Consider the following 22,620-nt stretch of genomic DNA (forward strand, 5'->3'; position numbering starts at 1 on the left):
GCAACGTGTGGGGCCATGTGTTTACTCACAGCGGCATCCGCGCAGCAAAGTCCAACCGTTCCGGCCGGTAGTCAAGTTGAAAAAATAATAAACGGCTACAATGTAACCGGCCAGGTTACCGATGCAGCCACCCGTAAGCCGCTTTCAGGTGTTAACGTGGCCGTGCAGGATGTTGCCGCGGTTATTACCGATGATAAAGGCAATTTTAAGATTACCGTACCCTCAAAAACCAGCGTATTGCAGGTTTCTATACAAGGTTATCAGTATAAGGAAGTAGCTGTGAATAGCCGTAGTAATATTAGTGTGGTGTTATACGAAGATGGCTTTAACTCGGTATACGACCAGGTTACTTTACCTTTCAGCAAACAAACCAAGGCCGAAGTGAACTATTCGGTATCGGGCATTAACAATACCGAAAGCAGCTGGAGCCACTCGCACGAAACCATTGATAATTCGATGCAGGGGCAGGTGAGCGGCCTGAATGTGATCCGCCGTTCGGGTACACCGGGCGCGGGCGCTAATTTGTTTTTGCATGGCTTTAACTCCATTAACGCTACCAACCAACCTTTATACGTGATAGACGGCGTGATCTACGATGCGGCCAGCTACGGCACCTCGATCATTGACGGCCACGTGAACAACCCGCTGGCAGCGCTTGATATTAAGGATATCGACAATATTACCGTAATAAAGGACGGCGCATCCTACTACGGCAGCCGCGGCGCTAACGGCGTGATATTGATCACCACCGCCCATGCCCGCGAACTGACTACCCGTATAGATTTTGCAGCTTATGGCGGTTACAACTTCACACCAAAGAACATCCCGGTTTTAAAAAGCAGCGATTACAGGCTTTACCTGTCGGATGTATTGCGTAGTTCAGGCCTGACCGATGCGCAGATCCAAGCTAAGCCGTATATGAATGATAATCCATCGAACGGTACCTATTACCAATACCATAACGAAACCGACTGGCAAAAAAAGACTTTTAGCAAAAGCTTTAACCAAAACTATTACCTTAAGGTAACAGGCGGCGATAATATTGCCAAGTACGCCTTATCGGTTGGTTATTTAAAAAACGGCGGTGTGATAGATAGCACTAGCCTGCAACGTTACAGCACCAGGTTCAACGCCGATTTAAACCTGACACCAAAACTAACGGCTAATACTAACCTGTCGTTCGCTTCGTCAGAGCAAGCACTGAAAGATCAAAGCTTAAGTTCAACCAACCCTATGCTGGTAAGCTTGATCAAAGCACCGTTTTTATCCGACAGGCAGGTATCGGCAAGTGGTGTACAATCGCCCAACCTGGCCGATGTGGACGCGTTTAATGTCAGTAACCCACGCGCGCTGATCAAAAATGGTCAGCAGGTAAGCAAGTATTATCGGTTTACCGGCTCTATTAAATTCAGTTACCAGTTTAACAAGCACCATAGTTTAAGTAACCTAACCGGTTTAACCTATGATAAAGTGCGCGAGAACGTATTTATCCCACGTTTAGGCGTATCGCCTGATACTTTGAGCAATGCCGTGGCTTATAGTCGCCTCGGCGCATCTATCCAGCGTTATAATTCGTTTTATAACGATACCTGGTATAGCTATAAAAATACTTTCAGCGGCGAGCAGGATGTATTGTTTAATGTTGGTTTTCGTTATCACAGCAGCCAAAGCGAACAGGATTATGCCCAGGGTTATAACTCATCAACCGATGATTTTGTGAGTATCGGCAACGGTGTAACCAACCTGCGCCGCCTGAGTGGTGACTACGGCAAATGGATTTGGACGAATACCTACGCATCAGCCAATTACAGCCTGAAACATAAGTACTTTTTATCTGCCAACGTATCGGTAGATGGTTCATCACGCTTTGGCAGCGATATTGCTAACGCCTTAACCATCGGTGGCATTAAATACGCGGTATTACCATCCGTAGCTGCGGGCTGGTTACTATCATCCGAAGAGTTTTTATCAAACTCATCTACCATCGATCTGCTGAAACTGCGTTTGAGCTACGGTTTAACAGGTAACGATGATATCGGCAATTTCAATACCAAATCATACTATACTTCTCAAAACCTATTGGGCGCTCAAGGTTTGGTACTGGCCAATATTGCCAACCCGCAATTACAGTGGGAGGTGAGCAAGAAAACAAACCTGGGTTTAGATGCCGCTCTATTTAACGAGCGCTTAACCTTTAGTCTGGATGTTTATCACAACGTTACTTCAAAGATGATCATGTTCGAGCCTTTGCAAAGCGGCAGCGGGATGATATCGGTGATATCAAACACCGGCGCTATGCAAACCAATGGTGCCGATCTAAGCCTGAATGGCCGGATCATCAACAACAGCACTATTAAGTTTGATGCAGGCATCAACCTATCTACCTATAAAAATAAAGTTAACGCCTTACCTGCCAATAATATGCTGACCAGTTATGGCGGCGCTACTTTAATCACACAGGTAGGGCAGCCACTGGCCATGTTCTACGGTTTCCAAAGCAATGGGGTATATGCATCGGCAGCCCAGGCTACGGCCGCCAACCTGAGCGTCCGCGCTACTGATGGCAGCCTGGTTCCATTTAAAGCAGGCGACGTACGTTTTACCGATGTGAACAAGGATGGCGTCATTGATAACAGCGACCGTGTAATTATCGGCAACCCTAACCCTGATTTTGTGGGGAGCGTTAACGGCCGCTTCAGCTGGAAAAATATCTCGTTAAGTGCCATGTTTACCTTTAGCAGCGGTAACGATGTTTACAACGCGCCGAGGGCTATCCTGCAATCACTGTCGTCGCCGGCCAATCAGTTTGGCAATGTGGTGAACAGGTGGCGCTTTGAAGGCCAGGTAACCGATGTGCCGCGCGCATCATACGGCGACCCGATGGGTAACGCCCGTTTCTCCGATCGTTTTATCGAGGATGGTTCTTATATCCGCCTGCGCACACTGGCCATTAACTACAACCTGCCGGTTAAACCCAGGTTTATGAAATATGCCACCATTTATTTAACGGGCGATAACCTGTTCACTGCTACCCACTATCAGGGTTACGATCCCGAGTTTAGCGCGACAGGCAGTCCGTTAATACAAGGTATTGATACCGCGCTGGAACCGCAGTTCCGTTCGGTGCAGTTAGGTTTACGCATAGGCTTATAATAAAATTGAATAGCAACATGAAAATTAATAGATACCCGATTTTAAAAGTTACCGCGATGGTGGCCCTGCTTACATGCCTAAGTTCATGCAAGAAAATGTATGATGTACAGCCCGAGAACACGGTTGAAGCTAAAAACACCTATCAGAATATTTATGATGCTGATGCCGCCGTTACAGGCGTTTACGGTAAGCTATTAAACATAGCAGGCCAGTATGAGATCATGAACGAGCTAAGGGCCGATCTGATGGAGGTAACGCCCAACGCCGGCGCCGATCTGCAGCAGATTAATACCCACTCGGTGCAGGCTGGTAACGCTTACGCGGATCCAACCCCTTTTTACGCGGTGATATTGAATTGCAATGATGTAATGAAGAACCTGAAGATTATGTTCGATACGCAAAAGCTGACCGCTGCCGATTATAACCAGCGTTGGTCGGATATTGCCGCTTTGCGCACCTGGCTTTACTTCCAGTTGGGGATACAATATGGTACGGTGCCTTATGTAACGGAGAGTGTAAGCAACATTAACGATGTAAAAGACCCGTCTAAATATCCGCGCATTCCGCTTGATCAGTTGGTGAAAACCCTGATCACCTTTATGGAGGCCTTGCCTTATAAAGACCCGTATCCGGCGGCCAATTCGCTGGTTACGCAGATTGACGGCTATCCGTCTAAAATGTTCTATGTGAATAAAAATTGCCTGTTAGGCGATCTATACCTGTGGAATAACGATTATCACAAAGCGGCCGAAGTTTATAAAACCGTAATGGAAACGTCAACACCAAACGGGCCAAGTGATAGCTATAACTACTTTAATACCTATACGCTAAATAGCGGTTCGGATAACGACGCGGCATCACCTGCCGCCTGGCAAACATTCTTCTCGCGTTCTATGCAGGACAGGGAGTATCAAACCGAATGGATCTGGTCGATGGTGTTTGATAAGAACTTCGCGCCCGAAAATCCATTTATTAACCTGTTTGCCAATTCGGGCGGTAAATACCTGGTAAAACCATCGCAAAACGCGATAGATAACTGGAATGCCCAGCGCCAGTCGGACGGTACCCCGTTTGATTTCCGTGGCCCTAACAATACCTATAAAATAGTGAACGGGCAGCCGGTGATCATGAAATTCTTGTATAACTATGTGAGCGCGTCAACAGGTTTGCCATCAGACCTGCTGGCTAAAAATGGGCGCTGGTATATCTACCGCACGCCAACACTGCACCTGCGCTATGCCGAAGCCGCTAACCGCGACGGGCAGAGCAAAATTGCCTGGGCGCTACTTAATGCTGGTATTAAAAGCGCTTATGACGATACCAGCAACCCCGACCCAACACAACGCCGTATCACCAACCTGCCGTTCCCTTATGATTTTGATGCCCGTAAACTGGACGCACCAACCATACGCGGTAAGTTTCACCGTAACCTCGGCATCCGTGCCCGTGTAGGTACCACATCGCTGGATGTTACGCTGCAGCAAAATGCCAATATGCTGGCCCTGGAAGATAAGATTATTGAAGAAGCCGCGCTGGAACTGGCTTACGAAGGTAACCGCTGGCAGGATTTAATGCGCATTGCCAATCGCCGGAATAATACTGCTTTTTTAGCTGATAAGGTGTATAACAAACTGCTGAAAGACGGTAACCCTGCAGCCGCTACCGTGAGGACAAAACTATCGGACAAAGCCAACTGGTTTTTACCTTTTAAATAGAATAAATATCTACCTATAAATACCCTTAAAAAGAAAAGTGAAGATGAATTTAACACAAACAGTAAAGCACAAATTATTTAAAGCTATGGTATTTTGTGCAGCCACATTGGGCACTGCAGGCTTTGTAAGCGCGCAGCAATTGGCCTTCCCCGGGGCTGAGGGCTTTGGCCGTTTTGCTACCGGCGGACGCGGCGGAACGATATACCATGTAACCAACCTGAACGATACCGGCGAGGGTTCTTTCCGCGATGCGGTGAGCAAGCCTAACCGGATTATTGTATTTGATGTATCGGGCGTGATTAAAATAACCGATAAAATCGCGGCATCGCCTAAAATTACCATTGCGGGGCAAACAGCACCCGGACAAGGTATTGTGGTATATGGCAATGGCGTTTCATTTTCGGATAGCAGCATTATCCGTTATATCCGTTTCAGGGGCAGCATTAACATGTCCAGGGGCACTTGTACGGTAGTGGCTGATAATTGCAAGGATGTCATCTTCGATCACGTGAGTGTAGAGTGGGGCAGGTGGGATAATTTTCACATTAAAGGTACTACCAATATCACCCTGCAATATTGTTTAATAGGCGAAGCTATCGATCCGCAGCGTTTCGGGGCTTTGTTTGAAGATCCGCACAATGTTACCGTGCACCATTGTTTATGGATAGATAACCAAAGCCGTAATCCAAAAGCTAAAGCGGGTATCGAATTCATTAACAATGTGCTATACAACTGGGGGGGCACCGGCTTTGTTGGCGGCCACTCAGGGGCCGACCATTACCAGGACCTGATAGGTAATTACTTTATAGCCGGGCCAAATTCGGGCCGTGCTTTTATCGGTCAGTTTACCGCTACCGACCATGTTTATCAGCGCAATAATATGGTAGATCTGAACAAGGATGGTATGCTGAACGGCCGACTGATGGGCGACTCGGACATTGTCCGCTCAAAAGCTACCTTATTGAAACAGCGCAATTTTACTACCAATGTCACTATTGATAAAGCTTCCGATGCCTATCAGAAAGTGCTGGCCGGCGTGGGCGCTTCCATGCATCGCGACGCTGTAGACAACCGCATTATCGGCTACCTGAAAAGTTTGGGAAAAGCAGGGGTTATCTTTAAAACTGAAGCTGATGCCGGTGGCCAGCCAGACCTGCCAGCGGTTAAGCAACTGGCAGATAAGAACAATAATGGTATTCCTGATGAATTGGAAAATAAATACTTAGGCTCGAAAAATACCGACTCGACAAAACTCAACAAGGATGGGTACACGCTTTTAGAATCGTACCTGAATGACCTTGTGAAAGTAAAATAACATGCTCTTCGTTTAAATTGGTGTAAAGGGGGACACCCGCCCGGGTGCTTCCCCCTTTCGTTTTTATACTTTGCGGTATAAATAAAGCAAATTTGGTATGGATTTAACCGCCGTGTTAATGGCTAAGCAAGGTAAAATGGCTTTCCTTTACATCGCGGGAATTTGGGCCGATGAATACTTTAAACTCGCCGGGTTCGGCCACATATTTAAGATCGGCATTGTAAAACTTCAAATCGCTTTCGGTGATGGTGAAGCTTACTTCCTTGCTTTCACCCGGCTTCAGGCTGATTTTTTGGAAGCCTTTTAGTTCCTTTACAGGGCGGGTAATGCTGCCTACCATATCGCGGGTATACAATTGTACGGTTTCTTTGCCTGCTACATTGCCGGTATTGGTTACGGTTACACTTGCTGTAAGTTTATCTCCGGGCTTTAGGCTGGCGCTGCTTAGTGTCAGGCCGCTGTAGCTGAAGGTGGTATAACTTAATCCATAGCCGAAGGGATACAAGGGATCATTACTTACATCCAAATAATTTGAGCGGAATTTGGTGAACCAGCCGCCCTCAGGCAACGGACGCCCGGTGTTTTTGTGACTGTAGTAAATGGGTACCTGCCCTACATTTTGCGGGAAGGTAGCCGGTAATTTCCCCGATGGATTTACATCGCCAAACAAAACATCGGCAATGGCATAAGCGGCCTGGGTGCCGCCAAACCATACATTCAGTATGGCTGGTACGTTCTCGCTTTCCCATTTTATAGCTAATGGCCGACCGGTAAATAAAACCAGTACCACAGGTTTCCCGGTCTTTAACAGCGCAGCCAGCAAACGCTGCTGCACAGCCGGGATCTCAATATTGGTACGGCTGGAACTTTCGCCGCTCATTTCGCTTCCTTCACCCAGCGCAGCAACCACCACGTCGGCTTTTTCGGCCAATCTCACCGCGTCGTTAATTACCTCGGCTTCGGGGCGGTTATCCCGGTTAATCCCACGACCAAACATCGTCCCGTTTTTTTGTTCAGTGGCATCGCTTAACAGGTTCGATCCTAATGCGTAGGTGATATTAACCTTATCTCCGGCAACGGCTTTTAGGCCTTCTAATAACGATGGCGTATTAGCTAAATTGGCATTTACGCTCCAGGTGCCGGGCATATTGGCCCGGGTATTCCCCAGCGGGCCAATTACAGCAATTGTCCCCGTTTTTTTAAGCGGAAGTGTATTATTTTGATTTTTTAACAGCACAAATGTTTGCGTAGCTGCTTCGCGCGCCAACTTTAAATGATCAGGGCTTAAGATCTCGTTTTTAGCGCGTTCTTCACTGCAATAGCGATAAGGATCATCAAACAAGCCTAATTTGTATTTGGCTTCCAGTATTAAACGGCAGGCGGTGTTAATATCAGCTATGCTCACCTTACCTTCGGTTAATGATTTTTTTAACGTGGTTAAAAAACCTTCGCTTACCATATCCATATTCATCCCGGCTTTTAAGGCCAGGCCCGATACCGTTTGCAAGTTGCCCAATCCATGCTCAATCATTTCGCTCACACCGGTATAATCTGATACTACAAAGCCTTTAAAGCCCCATTGCTTGCGCAGTACATCGGTAAGGAGCCACTTATTAGCCGTTGCAGGCGTTCCGTTAATATCGTTGAATGATGCCATGATGCTGCCGGCGCCCGCGTCTACAGCGGCCTTATAGGGCGGCAGGTACTCATTATACATGCGGTTAGGGCTCATATCGGTGGTGTTATAATCACGACCGGCTTCGGCGGCACCATACAGGGCAAAGTGTTTTACACAGGCCATAATGGTATTGTTCTTTTTCAGGTCATCGCCCTGGTAGCCCTGCACCATTACCCGGGCAATGGCCGATCCCAAATATGGGTCTTCGCCACTACCTTCGGAGATCCGGCCCCAGCGAGGGTCGCGGGCTATATCAACCATGGGCGAGAAGGTCCAGTTAATCCCATCGGCGCTGGCTTCGGTAGCAGCTACTCGCGCTGTGCGCTTAATTAAGTCCATATCCCAACTTGCTGCCAATGCCAGCGGAATAGGGAAGGAGGTTTTGTAACCGTGGATCACATCCTGTCCAAAAATAAGCGGGATATGCAGGCGACTGTTGTTAACCGCTATTTCCTGTGTTTTGCGCACCTTGCCGGGAGTGGTTAAGCTGAAGATGCCACCAACCTGGCCTTTCTTTATTTTAGCTTCTACATCAGTACTTACAGCGGCGCCGGTAGTAGCTTCGCCGCCGGTAACTAAATTAAGTTGACCGATCTTTTCATCAACCGACATTTTTGCCATCAGCTGACTGATGAAAGTATTCATTTTAGCCTGTCCGGCAGGTGCAGGTTTTTTGCCTTGCGTGTATGCAGTTGTTGCCAGTAGGGCCGTTAAACACAAAATCGTTACCGCTCTTTTCATATTCTTTTAGTACGCTTATTTTGGCAGGATCTTATCAGGATATTCTGCTTTTTTATTTTAGATAAGGACTTTTAAAGCCCAGTTTTTTTAATCCCGATTTAACTTCGGGGCTGCTCATAAACAGGTTCCATAATAAGGAGGTCCTGCCGTTTTCTATCATAATTACAATAGGGCCTTCATCAATACCCAGGTAGCGTTTAGGGTACCAGTTATCGGTTTCGCTGAAAGCATCATAAAAACCATATTCGCCCCAAACCTTATCGCCCAGGTCTTCATATAAATGCCTGATCACTTTCATCGATTCTTTTGGCGTATAGCAATAAGAACCCAGCGCCGCCGTAGGCGAAATCACCCCCAGATCGTGCCCGGGCGCGTGGCCCGAATAGCCCTTTACCGAATAGCTGGCCGTTAAGCCCCAGCAATCTTCGCCGTAACCTTTAAAGTGTTTAGGGTTATCTATGCAGTACGCCCTATTTACCAGTGTATTGTTTTTATTCTCTTGCCAGTAGTCGGCATATCGGTCTGTTAAGCCTTTGGGGTTTAAACCCAGGTACGAGTATTGCGCCCAAAATAAGGGGCCAACACTGTTTTCGGCACCGTTATGTTTCAATTTGATGGGGTAACCGTAAGGCTTAATATCAGTGCTGATGCCGCCGCTGCGTGCCCAACCCTCATGATAAACCGTTGCCGGGATGCCATGAGTAGGCGATGCCGCCGCCATAATGTACATGATCATACACTCGTTAAATCCTTGCACGGCAAAATTCATTTTCCAGCCTACATTAGGCGACCAGTGCCAGTACAGCACATTTTTATCGCCGTTACGGTACCAATCCCACTCTATGCCGCGCCATAAATTGTCAATACGTTTGGCCAGCAGTCTTTCGGCTTTATTGCCTTTGTTAAGATATTGCCGAACGCAAAGCATGCCTTGCGCTAAGTAGGCCGTCTCTACCAAATCGCCGCCATCATCAAACCTGCCGAATGGCTTTACCTTCCCGGTATTAAAGATCCAATGCGACCAGGCTCCGTGGAAGCGATCCGCTTTTTCTAAAAAGGCTACCTGTTGCTCAAAACGTTTAACACCTGCTTTACGGGTAATAAAATGTCGTTCGATACCCGCAACAATAGCCATCATACCAAAGCCCGATGCACCTGTGGCTATCACATCTTTATCGCGCTGGGCGTATTCGTTATCCGAATGGTAGCGCTCGCGCGCCAGGCCCGACACCGGTTCGGCACCATCCCAAAAGTATTGAAAGGTTTTTTCCTCTACCAGGTTTAGCAACTGGTTATCGCTTAATCCTTTTTTTATTACTTGCGCGGGAACTGTATCCTGTGCATTTAAAGTTGCACAGCAAAACGCCAATAACAAGGCAGGCAATATTTTGATATATCTGTGTGTCATTTGTATTATAGATTAGGACTTGTAAATCCAAAACCCTTCATCCCGGTTTTAACTTCGGGGCAACTCATAAACAGGTTCCATATTAACGCTGTACGATAGTTCTCTATCATAACGATAATAGGCCCCTGGTCGATAGCTAAAGTAGACGAAGCAAACCATTGCTGCTGCAACGAAAATGCATCGTAAAAGCCATAAGTACCCCAGGTTTTATGGCCTATTTTATAATAGAAAAATTTAAGCGCCTGCATAGATTCGGTAGGGGTGTAGGGCATAGATGATAAAGCAGCGGTAGGCGCTATCACACCCAGATCGTTAGTTGGCGAACTGGCCGCGTAGCCACCCGATATATCACTTGCCGTCAGGCCCCAGCAGTTTTCGCTGTAACCGGTATAGGCTTTAGGGTTGGCCTTGCAATAGTTATAGTTGATGAGCGTATGCGCTTTAGTTTGGGTTTCGTAATTGGCATAAGCATCAACCAAACCTTTAGGATTAATCCCGAGGAAAGAATAATGCTCGAAGAATAAAGGGCCGCCATTGGTTATGCCCAAAGGCAATTGTACGCCATAATAGGTACTCCCGTTTTTCATGGTGCCATTTTGGGCCCAACCCGCATCATAAACCGATTTAGGGATAGGGTAGGTGGTTGATGCACCAGCCAGTACATAGGTGATCAAACACTCGTTCCAACCGCGGATGGGTACATTCATATCCCAGGCGTAGGTAGGGCTCCAATGCCAGTAAAGTACGTTACTGTTATCCTTACGGTACCAGCTCCATTCAACGGCGTTATAAATGGCATTGATATCATTACGCAGGGTAGTTTCGCCGGCATCGGTGCCGGTAAAATATTGCCGGGCGGTTAGCAAACCGGCCATCAGGTAGGATGTTTCTACCAGATCGCCGCCATTATCTTTGGTACTGAAAGGGATTACCTTGCCTGTGGTGCCGTCCATCCAATGCGGATAAGCGCCATGGAAGCGGTCGGCGGTTTTTAGGAAGGATACCATTTTTTGCATCCTTGCCAGGCCATCAGCCCGACTGATAAAGTTCCGGCTAACAGCAGTTACCAGTGCCATGATGCCAAAGCCCGAGCCGCCGGTGGTTACCGTATTGCCCGATGTATTGCGCTCTAAAGCCAGCCCGCTTACGGCATGCCCCATATCGTAAAAATACTTAAAGGTTTGTTTTTGCACCAGTGTAAGTAACTCATCATCGGTAATACGGGGGAATTTATCGGTATCATCTAAAGCAGTACTTAGCTGGATAGATACCGGGTTGATCAACTTTCCGCCTGATGCGGTTTTGATGCTGTTGCTGATACTAAGGGTATAAGTAGTAAGCGATACCAGCGCTTGCTGAGGAGTGATCACTAATGTTTTATTGCCATTTTGCAATTGTGCGGTGATAGCAACCGGGCTGCCGTTACCGGTAAGGGTAGCGCCCGTGCTAATGGTAGCTGCATCAATTGCTTCGGAGAAGGTAACTGTAACGGTAGGACTGCTTCCCAGGCCATTATAGGTTAATGTGCCGTTATACTGACCATTAACTGTGAAGGCAAGCGAAGCGTCAACCGGGGCATTGTCAACCGCCGGCGAACTTTTTTTACACGCGGTAAAAAGCAACAGGGCACACGCTATTACGTAATAAAAAGCCGGCCGTTTAACACTGGTGTTTAGCATTGGTAGATAGTATTATAAACCCAACAGGCTACAAACGCAGCCTGTTGGGTTTGTGTAATTATTTGCCGGCGAGGCCTAATTTGTACAGTGAGATAATATACGCATCCGGTAATATGGTGTTGTAGATCCTCACCTCGTCAATGCTGCCTGTCATGGCGCCAAAACTGGTATCGGTTGATACCGTTTTGCCCGGGATCACATTGTAGTTACCGCCGAAGATTACCTCGCTTGGTTCAAACGAATTGAACAGGGTGGTACCTGTACCCCGTGCCTGGAAGGCCGGTACACCAATTTTTACCCCGTTGCCCCATATCTGGAAGATACCTGTGGTAGCATCGTAAGTAATAACCATGTGTGCCCAAACATTAGCGCCAATTTTTGGCGAAATGAAAGGAAACGTTCCATTGGCAGTGTTCAGGTTATCCTGGGTGCCGCCGTTTTGCCCGGTAAAAGTGGGGTGGATAGTAATGGCATCGGTAACCGTGGCCGCCCTTGAGTTGGTCTCTAACACAAAGTTGATATTGCCGTTAAAGATACCCGGGCGGGCCAGTTGAAACAACATGGTTTTTTTGGACCCGTTGTTTAATATTTGCACCCAGGCGCTTACCGTAAAGCTCTTTAAGGCCGTGGTTTTAAAAGCATTAAACTGGCTTGCATAATATAAATAACCACTGCTTAAGGCCAGCGCCTGGCCCCTTACACCGCCGGCAATATAGGTATTACCTACCGATGTTGTTGGAGCAGTGCTGCTCAGCTTTTCGTTAGTGGTGTTATCAAAGCTCCAGTAGGCTACCAGGTTATTGGGGAATACTTCTTCGGATGTATTAAACCCATCAACCTTGCCCACATAGGTATCTGTTGATACCGAAGGTAATTTATTAGGATTACCATCCTTTTTGCATGACGACCAGGTTACCGCTGCCAGTGCCAGCAATAAATAAGAACCGCCTTTATATATTTTTGAGAATTTCATTTTTGTAGGTTTTAAATTAATAACCAGGATTTTGTGTCAATACACCCTTGCTCAAATCTATCTGGGTTTGAGGGATAGGCAGTAAATTATCCCTGCTGGCAAGGAAATTAGTTTTACCGGCGCTGCTTAATGCTGTTTGCGAAATACCCCAGCGAACGATGTCGAAGAAGCGATCGTGCTCCATAGCCAGTTCAACCCTTCTTTCGTGGCGGATAGTTTCCCTAACCACAGCCGGGTCTGTACTGGTAATGTTTGGTAATACAGTAGCAGCGGCTGTGCCACGCGCCCTTGTCCGTACACTGTTTAAAGCTGTAACAGCACCAGTAGTATTTCCGCTTTCGTTTGCCGCTTCTGCAAACATCAGTACCACATCGGCATAACGTAAAATACGCATGTTCATCCACCAGCCCGAATTATCGCCATACAATGATCTGAACGAAGGATTGGTGTACATTTTGTGATTATAAGCCGGGTTGATCCAGGTAGTAGCTGTATTTTCGCCGTAAACGGTTTTGTTGGTTACGGTAGCTGTACTCCTTAACAAAAAGGTGCGTGCATAACGCGGGTCGTTTGCTTCATAAGTAGCGGCCAGGTTATCATTAGGTACATTCCAGCCGAAACCTAAATTCCAAACGCCGCCATCACGAACACCTTGATATTGCGCGTTTTGTATACCGTTAGCTGTTTTAGTTGCAAAACTTGCCGTGGCCTGCACCTCAAAAACCGACTCCTTGCTGTTCTCGCCCGACTCGCCAAAAATGTTATTGTACGGAGTAGACAGATCGTATTGCCCGCTATTCATTACAAGTTGGGCAGTCGCAGCTGCCTGGGCCCATTTTTGTTGTGTAAGATAAACTTTAGCCAATATCCCGTTAGCTGCACCCGAAGTAGCGCGGCCAACAAATTTTTTATCCCAGGTTGCAGGTAAATTAGTAGCCGCGAAGGTTAGATCAGCTTCGATAAACGCGTAGATCTGCGCGGCGGTACTTTGCGGGATATTTGAACCAGCTACAGTCACCGGTTTATCAACCAGTGGCACCCGACCCCAAAAACGTACCATATTGAAGTAAGCGTAACCACGCAAAAATCTTGCTTCGGCTTCGGCCAGCTTCTTTTGCGCATCAGTTGCAACAATGGTAGTGTTTGTATTAATTTGATCAATGGTATTATTGCAATTAGACACAAGCGAGAAATAACCATTCCACATATCGTTTACAAAACCGTTGGTAGGTAAAACCGGGAAGTTATCCATGCTGATGGCATCGGCGCCACCATCACTGGCAGTGCTGCCTTTATCGGCATCATCGCTGCGTACGCTTGTTGACAGGAAAAAAGCCGCCACGTGCACATTATAAGCGCGCAGGCTGTTGTAGGCTGCAAACAAAAACTGATCATACGGGCCCGAATTGCTGGGATAAGGATAGTTTTCGGCATAATACTCGCCTTGCCTTTGGGTATCCAGGAATTTTTTACAGCCAAAGTTTGCAGTTATCATCAGTATAGCTATCACCGCCATACCCAGATACTTTGTTTTGTTATTGAAGTTTTTCATTTTCTTTTTATCTGATATGATGATTAGAAAGTTACGTTTAAACCAACGGTATAAATAGCGGGCACCGGATATGTTCCGTTATCGGCACCGCCAGCCAAAATGCTGCCTATTTGCGGCTCTGGCGAATAGCCGGTAGCTTTTGTCCAAACTTTTATGTTTTCGCCGCTAACAAACAACCTAACGCGTTGTACTCCGATTTTGCTTATCACAGCAGTTGGTAAACTGTAGCCCAACTGTATGTTACGCAGGCGGAAATAATCGCCCGGCTCTAAATAATATGAGCTGAACAGGTAATTGTTACCGCGCGAGTTATCCAATATCGGTTCAACGTTACTGGTGCCGGGAGCTGTCCAGGCGTTAAGGCGGTTACTTTCGTAGTTTAATACAGCAAAGTTAGCGGTGCGGCGTTGCAGCCAAATTTTGTTACCGGCAACACCCTGTCCTGATAATAATGCATCAAACCCTTTATAATTTAAAGCTATAGATAAACCATAGCTATATGGAGGAAATGGTGTACCCAGGTAGGTACGGTCGGCAGTGGTAATTACGCCATCGCCATTAATATCCGCGTAAGCAATATCGCCCGGAAGGGAATTGGTAAAGTGTGGTTGTTTATCCAAATCGGCGGTTGACTGGTAAACGCCAACTTGCTTGTAGCCATAAAAATAACCTATAGATTGGCCCGTTTCGGTAACGTTTACACCACCGTTGCCTAATAACTGGAAGGCTGTGCTGTTACCTATTGAGTTCACTACGTTTTTATTGTAGCTAAAGTTAGTATTGATTTTATAGGAGAAATCTTTACCTATATTATCACTCCAACCTAATGATACCTCTATACCTTTGTTGGTTACTTTTCCAAGGTTTGTAAAAAACGGTTGTGTAGGGTCGGCCGAACCAGGCAACGTGAAACTTGTTAAAAGCCCGTCGGATATTTTGTTATATAAACCAACGTCAACACTTAAACGGTTGCGTAACAGGCGCACTTCCATGCCAACATCAATTCCCTTAACAGTTTCCCAATGCAAGTTTGAATCGGGACGGTAAGCGTTTTTAACTGCCGGATAAATATTATCGCCAAATACAGCTGTACTACTTGTTGTTAGTGTTTGCTGGTATAAATTAGGTTGTACACCGTTTTGGTTACCCTGTTTGCCAAAGGATGCGCGGAACTTCATGAAATCGATACCTGGAGCCACTTTCTTAAAAAACTCCTCTTCGCTTGCAATCCAGCCTAAGCCAATGCTTCCAAATGTACCCCAACGGTTTTGCGGAGCAAACCTTGAGCTGCCGTCGCGACGGACCGTACCGTTAAACAAATACTTGTTTTTGAAAGCATAGCTTACACGGGCAAAGCCGCCGGCTTGTGTTTCTAAACTACCGCTGCCGCTGTTGCTTAACGGATTATTGGCATTAATGATGTTTAAGTACCATAAATCTGCATTAAACGGAACGTTTAGCGTTGTATCAGTACGCGAACCGCTTAGTAAAGTGCTTGATTGGTGAACGGAAGTAAAACCAGCGGTAACGGCTAACCTATGGCCGCCCTGAAGCTCTTTATCATAAGTTAAAACATGATCCTGCTGGAAAGTACGGTATTCATTTGCGCTTTGGCTTACACTGGTACGTACGGTATTATCAAAAAATGTAGTAGTTGGGTTAGTGCCCTCGCCTAAGTTAACAACGGTATAAGGGAGCGGGTTATAACTACGGGCATTGTTGAAACCCAGATCGGTATAGAAGGTTGATCTGAATACAAAATCTTTAAGGAACCTTACTTCGGCAAATACATTACCGTTAACCCGATAGCCGCCATTAAGGGAAGTGCCTCTCCCACGTTCAATTGCATAGACCGGGTTGCCTACCTGCGCACGCTGGAAGGATGGCATGGTGTAATATAAACCAGAACCTGGTTGTTGCACAGGAGCAATTGGCGCCGCGTTAATGCCCGAATTAAGACCAACAGAGGTTGGGTCCTGTGTCCATTTAAACCCGTTAACGCTTCCGCCAAATTTTATGTTATTGTTAATCTTAATCTCTTCGCTAAGACGTACCAGGTATTTTTTGTAATCGCCGTATTTAACAACTCCCTGCTGATCGCTGTAACCTACGTTAAACACGGTTGTGCTTTTGTCAGTATTGTTAGATACTGTTAGGTTACTGGTGCTGATAATAGCGTTGCGCAAAATTAAATCCTGCCAATTGGTATTGGCCGTATAATTGGTATAATCAAACGGAGCGGCATTTAAATTGGCCAGTTGGGCGCTGTATAACTTTTTGAAACCCGCGGCGTCAACTACATCAATTTTGTTTGACACGTGCTGAACGCCCAGGTTAGTTTGAAAGCTTACGGTAGTTTTGCCCCGTGCCGCGCGTTTGGTTGTAATAGCTATTACACCATTGGCACCCCTTAAACCATAAATTGCTGTTGAAGACTGATCTTTTAACAGATCGATAGTTTCGATGTCGTTCGGGTTTAAAAAGTCGATATTGGTTTGTAATAAACCGTCAACCACGTATAAAGGGTCGGCATTGTTAGGACTGGCCACGCCACGGATACGTACAACCGGCGCTGCGCCCGGTGTGCCCGAGTTAACCACCGAAAGGCCTGCAACAGTACCCTGAAGGGCAGCAACTGGGTTAGTAACGGTAAACTTGGCAATATCCTCGCCCTTTACACTGCTAACGGCACCGGTAAGGTCGCGTTTACGCTGTGTACCGTAACCTACTACCACAACCTGGTTAAGTTGCTGGGTTGAAGCAGTTAAGGTTACATTAATTTCGGTTTGGCTATTAAGTGCTACTTCTTGTTTGTCGTAACCGATAGAGCTAAATACCAAAATGGCATTCTTGGGCGCGTTAATGGTATACTTTCCATTAACATCTGTTTGGGTGCCTGTGGTTGTGCCTTTGATAATAACACTTGTGCCGGGCAAAGTAACCCTGGCCAGTCCGTCGGTAACCACACCTGTTACGGTAGTAGTTTGTGCAGAAACTGATGTAATTAATAAGAGGCAGCAAAAGGCAATTAAAACAGAAGTTTTAGTAAAAATTCCTTTCATACTTTTTTAGATAAATGGTTAAATAATTGGTGTGGTGTAATAATGGGTATTACAAAATCGAAGTTGAGTTTGTTTTTCGGCTTGTCCAAAAAATAAAACTCTACATTAATACATCTGATTGATGTGTAGGAGGAATGATGTGGGTGATAATCGGATTAGTAATTGATTATCAATATTTTATGAATCATCAAAAATGATTATGTAGTAGGGGGCCTGATGGGGTATGAGAGGTAATGATGTAGTACTAAAGCTCTATCAGGAACTTTACAAGGTTGGTATCATGTGGTATGTCCAGCTTCTTGCGGAGCCTGTAACGCCGTATTTCTACTCCGCGTAGTGTAATGTTTAATAATGAGGCTAATTCCTTACTGCTCATATTCATCCTTAAATAGGCGCAAAGCTTCAGATCGTTAGGAACAAGATCAGGATGGTGGGCCGATAGTTTTTTAAAGAAATTCTCGTGGGCTTCATTAAAACTCTTCTCAAAAAGGTTCCAATCCCGTTCGTTATCCATGCCCTCGTTTATCACTTTCTGTATTTTAGTTAACTGATATTCAGGGAGTTTTTTACCGGTGCTGTCTTTAATTTTCAATAATTCCTCACTTAGCTTTTGTAATATCTCGTTCTTATAAGTTAAGGATAAGGCGGTGTTAGCAAGTTCTCTGCTCTTTGAGTCCAGTTCGGTTTGCAGTTTTTCGGTTTGCAGGCGGGCAATGTGCTTTTCATTAGCTTCGGCTTCCAGCCGGTATATCTCATCCTGTTCTTTTTGCAGACGGTAAGCTATTTTTTGATGATCTATACGCAGCTTGCGTTCATATATTTTTTTTCCGATAAGTAATACTACTATCAGCAATATAAAATAAACCAGGAAGGCTAATTTGGTAGCATACCATGGTGGTAGTATCTCAAAATCAAAAACTGTGATGCTGCTTATTGTAGTATTATTGATTTTGGCCCGTACCTTGAACTGATAGGTGCCAGCCGATAGATTAGTAAAATCTTTTTGGGTAGCTGTGGTCCAGTCCGACCATTCGCTGGAGTAACCGCTTAAATAATACTGGAACCGGATATTTGCCTGCCTGTAATAAGGTAATGCATAGGCAATACGGATATTATTACGGGTGGCCGGTATTTGCAGGGTGTTATTATTACTGCCGTTTTCGCTCAGGGTTTTGTACTTGTCGGTGATGTCCTCTATCCGCCTGATGAGTACCGTAGGCAATGAAGTAGTGGTGCTGGCATTATTATCTTCGCCCGTATTATATATTACAAATCCATCATCTACACTTATCAGGTACAGGTTATTGCTAATACGGCTGATATTTTCATAATACTGCACCATATGCCCGTCGAGCACACTAAATACACTTGAGTTTATGGTGAGTTTGCCCGGTTGAGAAAAATCGACAAGCGCCACCCTGCCATGGTTAATAAACCAATATTGATGCATCCCCGCGCTGATGATCTTATTAGAAGTCGCAAATGCGCCCAGTTTTGTATTTAATACATCGTACTTGCTAAACCGGTTACTCAGGTCATCGTACCTGTAAAAACCCGAGTCGGATGAGAATACGATCTTGTTCTCCAGCTTAAATACATTGATATTATAATTGCCGGGCAAGCCGTTTTTTTCGTCGAAATATTGGTTGGCGGTTACCTTTCTCAGATCGGGGCTAAGGGTTAACTTATTTAATCCTTTATAAGCGTGACTTACCCATATTTCGCCTTTATCGTCCTCTTCTACATGCCGCGATGGCTCGTTAAAACCAGTTATTTGCGATGTAAACGCCCAACTGCCATTATCGGCCCTGCTGTATAAAGCCAGTCCGTTATAAGTGCCCTGTATTAAATGCGGGGGCGAATTGCTTAAGCGTTTAATGGTCCAGCCGCCGCTTAACGCCGAAATCCGTTCTATTCTGTCGCCAATCACTTTATAGGTGCCGCTATTGTGGCCGCAGATCAATTGGCCGTCTATCAGGCTCAGGTCCCAAACCTGCCCTTGCGAGTTTGGCACAATCTGAAAGTTAAACGAATTGTTTTGCTGCGTCCAGTTACTGTAGAATAAGCCCTGGTTAGTACCCAGGTAAATTTTATTATTAAAAATGATGCTGGAATAAACCGTGCCGAATTTGCCTGTTTTATCAAAATAAAAATACAGGGGCGAGTTTAGTTCCACCCGGTCAATTCCATTATCCAGGCCCGCCCAAAGGTTTTGATCGCTATCGGCATACAGGCTTAATACCGTGTTATTTTGCAGCCCCGTGTTTTTATTGATCTGCTGTATAACGTTCCCCTCTTCGTCAATAATGATCAGGCCGTTTAATATGGTGCCGTAAGCATAATATTTATCCAATACCCTGGTACCATTGTTTAATTGAAAAGTTTGTAAAAAAGCATTGGCCGGGGTGTTAAAAGGCTCGAAAGTTTTTCCATCATAAATAAACAAACCATCCTTACTTGTGCCGATGATAAAGCGGTTGCCTTTATAGGGCAGTATGGAAAGCACACTTTTTATATTTTGGCTGCCGGCAACCGGGATCAATTTATCGCCGGTTAATTCAAATAAACCGCGTTTTAATCCTTCCGCAAAAAACCGGGTGCCAACTTTATGTAAAAACAGGTAAGGGGCATCGGTTTTTATTACATTGATCTTTTGGTGGTTGTAAATATAAATGGTAGAGAATGATTGAAAAATAACGCGGTCGCCGTCGATATAAATCTTCCAAATTTCCTGGGCCAGCATGTGGGTATCAGGTATCAGGCCAATAAGCGAGTGATATACAAACTTGTTGTTTTTAAACGCCCAATAACCAAACTCGCCGTAGCTGCCGGTATAAATACGGCCATTGTTATCTGCCGCTACCGACCGTACTATCTGCCGGTGCGGCATCATATATTGCTGCCAGTAGCGGCCATCATAAACCAGCAGGCCCTCGGCGTTGCCAAAGTACATCATTCCGTTTTTATCCTGCGCTACCGACCAGTTTTGGTTGCCCGAACCATAAATACTTTTGGAGTAATTTTGGATATAGGGTACACCAATTGTTTTTATATCGCCCGCAAACAAGTTAATGCCGATACACAATAAAGCATTAATGAATAAAGCGGGGAATATTTTTGACATGATGAAACAACCTATGTACGCAAAGTACTAAATACAACCATCGTTAGTATGTTTACTACTTTAACAATCCGGCAAAATAATTAGGGAAATCTGTAATAATGCCGTCAACCTTTAAATCTTTCACACGCTTCATTTCGGATAGGTCATTTACCGTCCATGGACAGATCAGCATGTTTTTTTCATGGCATTGTTTTACCAACTGTTCGTTCACCATACCATAATGCGGGTTGTAAAATGTGGGTGTAAAACCCATATCGGTTAAGTGCTGCTCAAAGCTTACCTTATTATCGCCAATTAAAAAGCCCGTAGCTACACCCGGATATTTTTGATGTACGACCTTTAACTGGCGGATATCAAATGATTGTATAATTAACCGCTGGCCAAGTTTTTTTGGTTTTAGTACTTCCATTACCTTTTTCACCAGTTCATCGGGCACAGGTTGATGGATGCCATCGGTTTTTTCGTCGGATTTTATTTCGACCAGGTAATATACTTTGGGCAGCTTATTTATTTGGGTATAATGATCTACCGAATCTATCAGTTCAGAAAGCAGGGGAGTGCAGGTAGCCACACTTTGCTGCAAAGGGTATTGTTTGTATTTTTTTGTACCGATAATGAACGGGCGGATATCGGCGTAATTCATTTGGTAAAAAATATAGTCGTTCCGTTTTTTAGGATCTATTTCGCTGCCATCAGGCATCAGTGTGTAATTAGGGTCAAAAGAGTCATCGTGGTAAACAATTACTTTACCATCTTTGGTAATATGCACATCCATTTCTACCATGTTGGCTCCGTAATCAATAGCCTTTTTCATTGCAGGTATGGTGTTTTCCGGCATCAGGCCCCTGGTGCCCCTGTGCCCGATACTAAAAAAAGCCGGATATTTAACCGTAACATTCATAGATTTAAAGGCTGTTGACAATGTAAAAGTAATACCCGCCAACAAGAGTATGGCCCATGTATTTTTTTGCTTGATCATATATATAATTTTAGGTTTTATGGATTTGATCCATATTACACAAAGCTATATAAAGAAAGATATTTTTACGTGTCCAATATTAAATATCAGATACGGAGCAAATCATAGCATTTAAATATCAGCTGTCGAGTTTCTGATAATTAAGGCAGATGGCAGAACAACGCTTTCTTCTTTCAGGATAGTGCTGTTGTTTTTTAATGATTTAAGTAAAACTGTCGCGGCAGTTTTACCCATTTCAAAGGCAGGTTGAGTAATAGTAGTAAGCGACGGAGTAAGAATAACAGCCGAAGTATCATTTGAAAAACACACCACCTTTACCTGTTGGGGTATATGGATATTTAACTGCTGGCATACCTGGTAAATATCTATGGTCAGCTTTTCTACCGTAGCAATTATGCCATCCGGCCTGTCGGGGCCCTGCATCATTTGTTTAACCAGGTTATAAGTATATTCAGGGTCTTGCGTGCAATGGACAATACGGTGATCCGATTCGTTCATGGCATGATCGGCAATAGCCGTTTTGAAGCCCCTGACCCGTTCAGAAATAATGGAAAGATTATCAGATATGGATAGCAAAGTTATGCGCCGGCATCCGGTATCTATCAAATGTTTAGTGGCCTTGTAGCCGCACTCAAAATCATTAGTGGTTATTTTGGCCGTATCTATCTCCTGGCAAACCCTGTCAAAAAATACAACAGGGAGGTGGCTGTTAAACTCTTCAATATGATCAAATGTGTTGGTTTCTACAGTAATAGACATAATAGCGCCATCTACACGGCCACCGAGAGCCTTTAAAATGGCCCGTTCTCTTTCAATTTTTTCGTGCGTTAAATAAATAAGGGTGTGGTAACCTTTTTCAAGCGCGGCTTCTTCTATGCCATTTAAAGCCAGCGAGAAAAAGCTGTCGGCTACCTCCGGAATCAATACGGCAATTGTTTTGCTTTTGTTCCTCCTCAGGCTTCCCGCATACACGTTAGGTACGTAATTAAGCTCTTTAGCCAGCGCCTGTACGCGATTTTTGGTCGCTTCGCTTATTTCGTGACTATCACACAAGGCTTTGGATATGGTAGCGGTTGAAAGATGTAATTGTTCGGCAAGAAACTTTATAGTAATACTGCTCATATAGCGTTTTATAACCCCGGAAAATGCAATTTGTAATGTCTGTACTTAATCGTTTACGTAAATTTTATTTAATAAAATAAAGATTTGTGTAACAATTTGGTGAAATTAGTCCAATAAAC

General features: G+C 45.0%; 12 protein-coding genes. 3 read left to right on the forward strand and 9 right to left on the reverse strand.

The features are described 5' to 3' along the window. Nucleotides 1-15: 15 nt before the first annotated feature. Genes AC07M6_RS01510 through AC07M6_RS01520 form a run of 3 tightly spaced genes read left to right on the forward strand, consistent with a single transcriptional unit; the run spans nucleotide 16 to nucleotide 6,183 of the window. Nucleotides 16-3,153, forward strand: a complete 3,138-nt coding sequence (locus AC07M6_RS01510) for a SusC/RagA family TonB-linked outer membrane protein (protein ID WP_494886983.1) — start codon at nucleotides 16-18, stop codon at nucleotides 3,151-3,153. Nucleotides 3,154-3,170: 17 nt separating this feature from the next. Continuing rightward, complete coding sequence (locus AC07M6_RS01515; RefSeq protein WP_494886985.1) at nucleotides 3,171-4,868, forward strand: RagB/SusD family nutrient uptake outer membrane protein; 1,698 nt, start codon at nucleotides 3,171-3,173, stop codon at nucleotides 4,866-4,868. Between the two features lie 43 nt (nucleotides 4,869-4,911). Continuing rightward, a complete protein-coding gene (locus AC07M6_RS01520) occupies nucleotides 4,912-6,183 on the forward strand; it encodes a pectate lyase family protein (RefSeq protein WP_494886987.1) in 1,272 nt (423 codons plus the stop codon). Nucleotides 6,184-6,298: 115 nt separating this feature from the next. Here AC07M6_RS01520 and bglX read toward each other — a convergent pair whose 3' ends face one another. From bglX to AC07M6_RS01565, 9 genes are all read right to left on the reverse strand, one after another. Beyond that, on the reverse strand, nucleotides 6,299-8,602 hold the full coding sequence (bglX, locus tag AC07M6_RS01525) for a beta-glucosidase BglX (RefSeq protein WP_494886989.1): 2,304 nt from the start codon (nucleotides 8,600-8,602) through the stop codon (nucleotides 6,299-6,301). Between the two features lie 52 nt (nucleotides 8,603-8,654). Next, complete coding sequence (locus AC07M6_RS01530; RefSeq protein WP_494886990.1) at nucleotides 8,655-10,010, reverse strand: glucoamylase family protein; 1,356 nt, start codon at nucleotides 10,008-10,010, stop codon at nucleotides 8,655-8,657. 5 nt (nucleotides 10,011-10,015) lie between these two features. Continuing rightward, entirely contained in the window at nucleotides 10,016-11,689 is a 1,674-nt protein-coding gene (locus tag AC07M6_RS01535; protein ID WP_494886992.1) for a glucoamylase family protein, read from the reverse strand. 58 nt (nucleotides 11,690-11,747) lie between these two features. Then, nucleotides 11,748-12,662, reverse strand: coding sequence for a LamG-like jellyroll fold domain-containing protein (locus AC07M6_RS01540; RefSeq protein ID WP_494886994.1), 915 nt, complete (start codon nucleotides 12,660-12,662; stop codon nucleotides 11,748-11,750). A 16-nt stretch (nucleotides 12,663-12,678) separates the two neighbouring features. Further along, complete coding sequence (locus tag AC07M6_RS01545; RefSeq protein ID WP_494886996.1) at nucleotides 12,679-14,214, reverse strand: RagB/SusD family nutrient uptake outer membrane protein; 1,536 nt, start codon at nucleotides 14,212-14,214, stop codon at nucleotides 12,679-12,681. Between the two features lie 23 nt (nucleotides 14,215-14,237). Further along, nucleotides 14,238-17,276: a SusC/RagA family TonB-linked outer membrane protein gene (locus tag AC07M6_RS01550; protein ID WP_494886997.1), complete on the reverse strand. Its 3,039-nt coding sequence runs from the start codon at nucleotides 17,274-17,276 to the stop codon at nucleotides 14,238-14,240. A 244-nt stretch (nucleotides 17,277-17,520) separates the two neighbouring features. Continuing rightward, nucleotides 17,521-20,400 (reverse strand): two-component regulator propeller domain-containing protein, encoded by a 2,880-nt coding sequence (locus AC07M6_RS01555; RefSeq protein WP_494886998.1) that lies wholly within the window; start codon nucleotides 20,398-20,400, stop codon nucleotides 17,521-17,523. A gap of 55 nt (nucleotides 20,401-20,455) precedes the next feature. Next, the gene (locus AC07M6_RS01560) at nucleotides 20,456-21,379 is read right to left on the reverse strand and encodes a glycerophosphodiester phosphodiesterase family protein (protein ID WP_494886999.1); all 924 of its coding nucleotides are present in this window, start codon (nucleotides 21,377-21,379) and stop codon (nucleotides 20,456-20,458) included. A 111-nt stretch (nucleotides 21,380-21,490) separates the two neighbouring features. Then, nucleotides 21,491-22,501 (reverse strand): LacI family DNA-binding transcriptional regulator, encoded by a 1,011-nt coding sequence (locus AC07M6_RS01565; RefSeq protein WP_494887001.1) that lies wholly within the window; start codon nucleotides 22,499-22,501, stop codon nucleotides 21,491-21,493. Between the last annotated feature and the right edge of the window lie 119 nt (nucleotides 22,502-22,620).

It is taken from the genome of Mucilaginibacter sp. GW821-FHT07H05 (assembly GCF_059418485.1).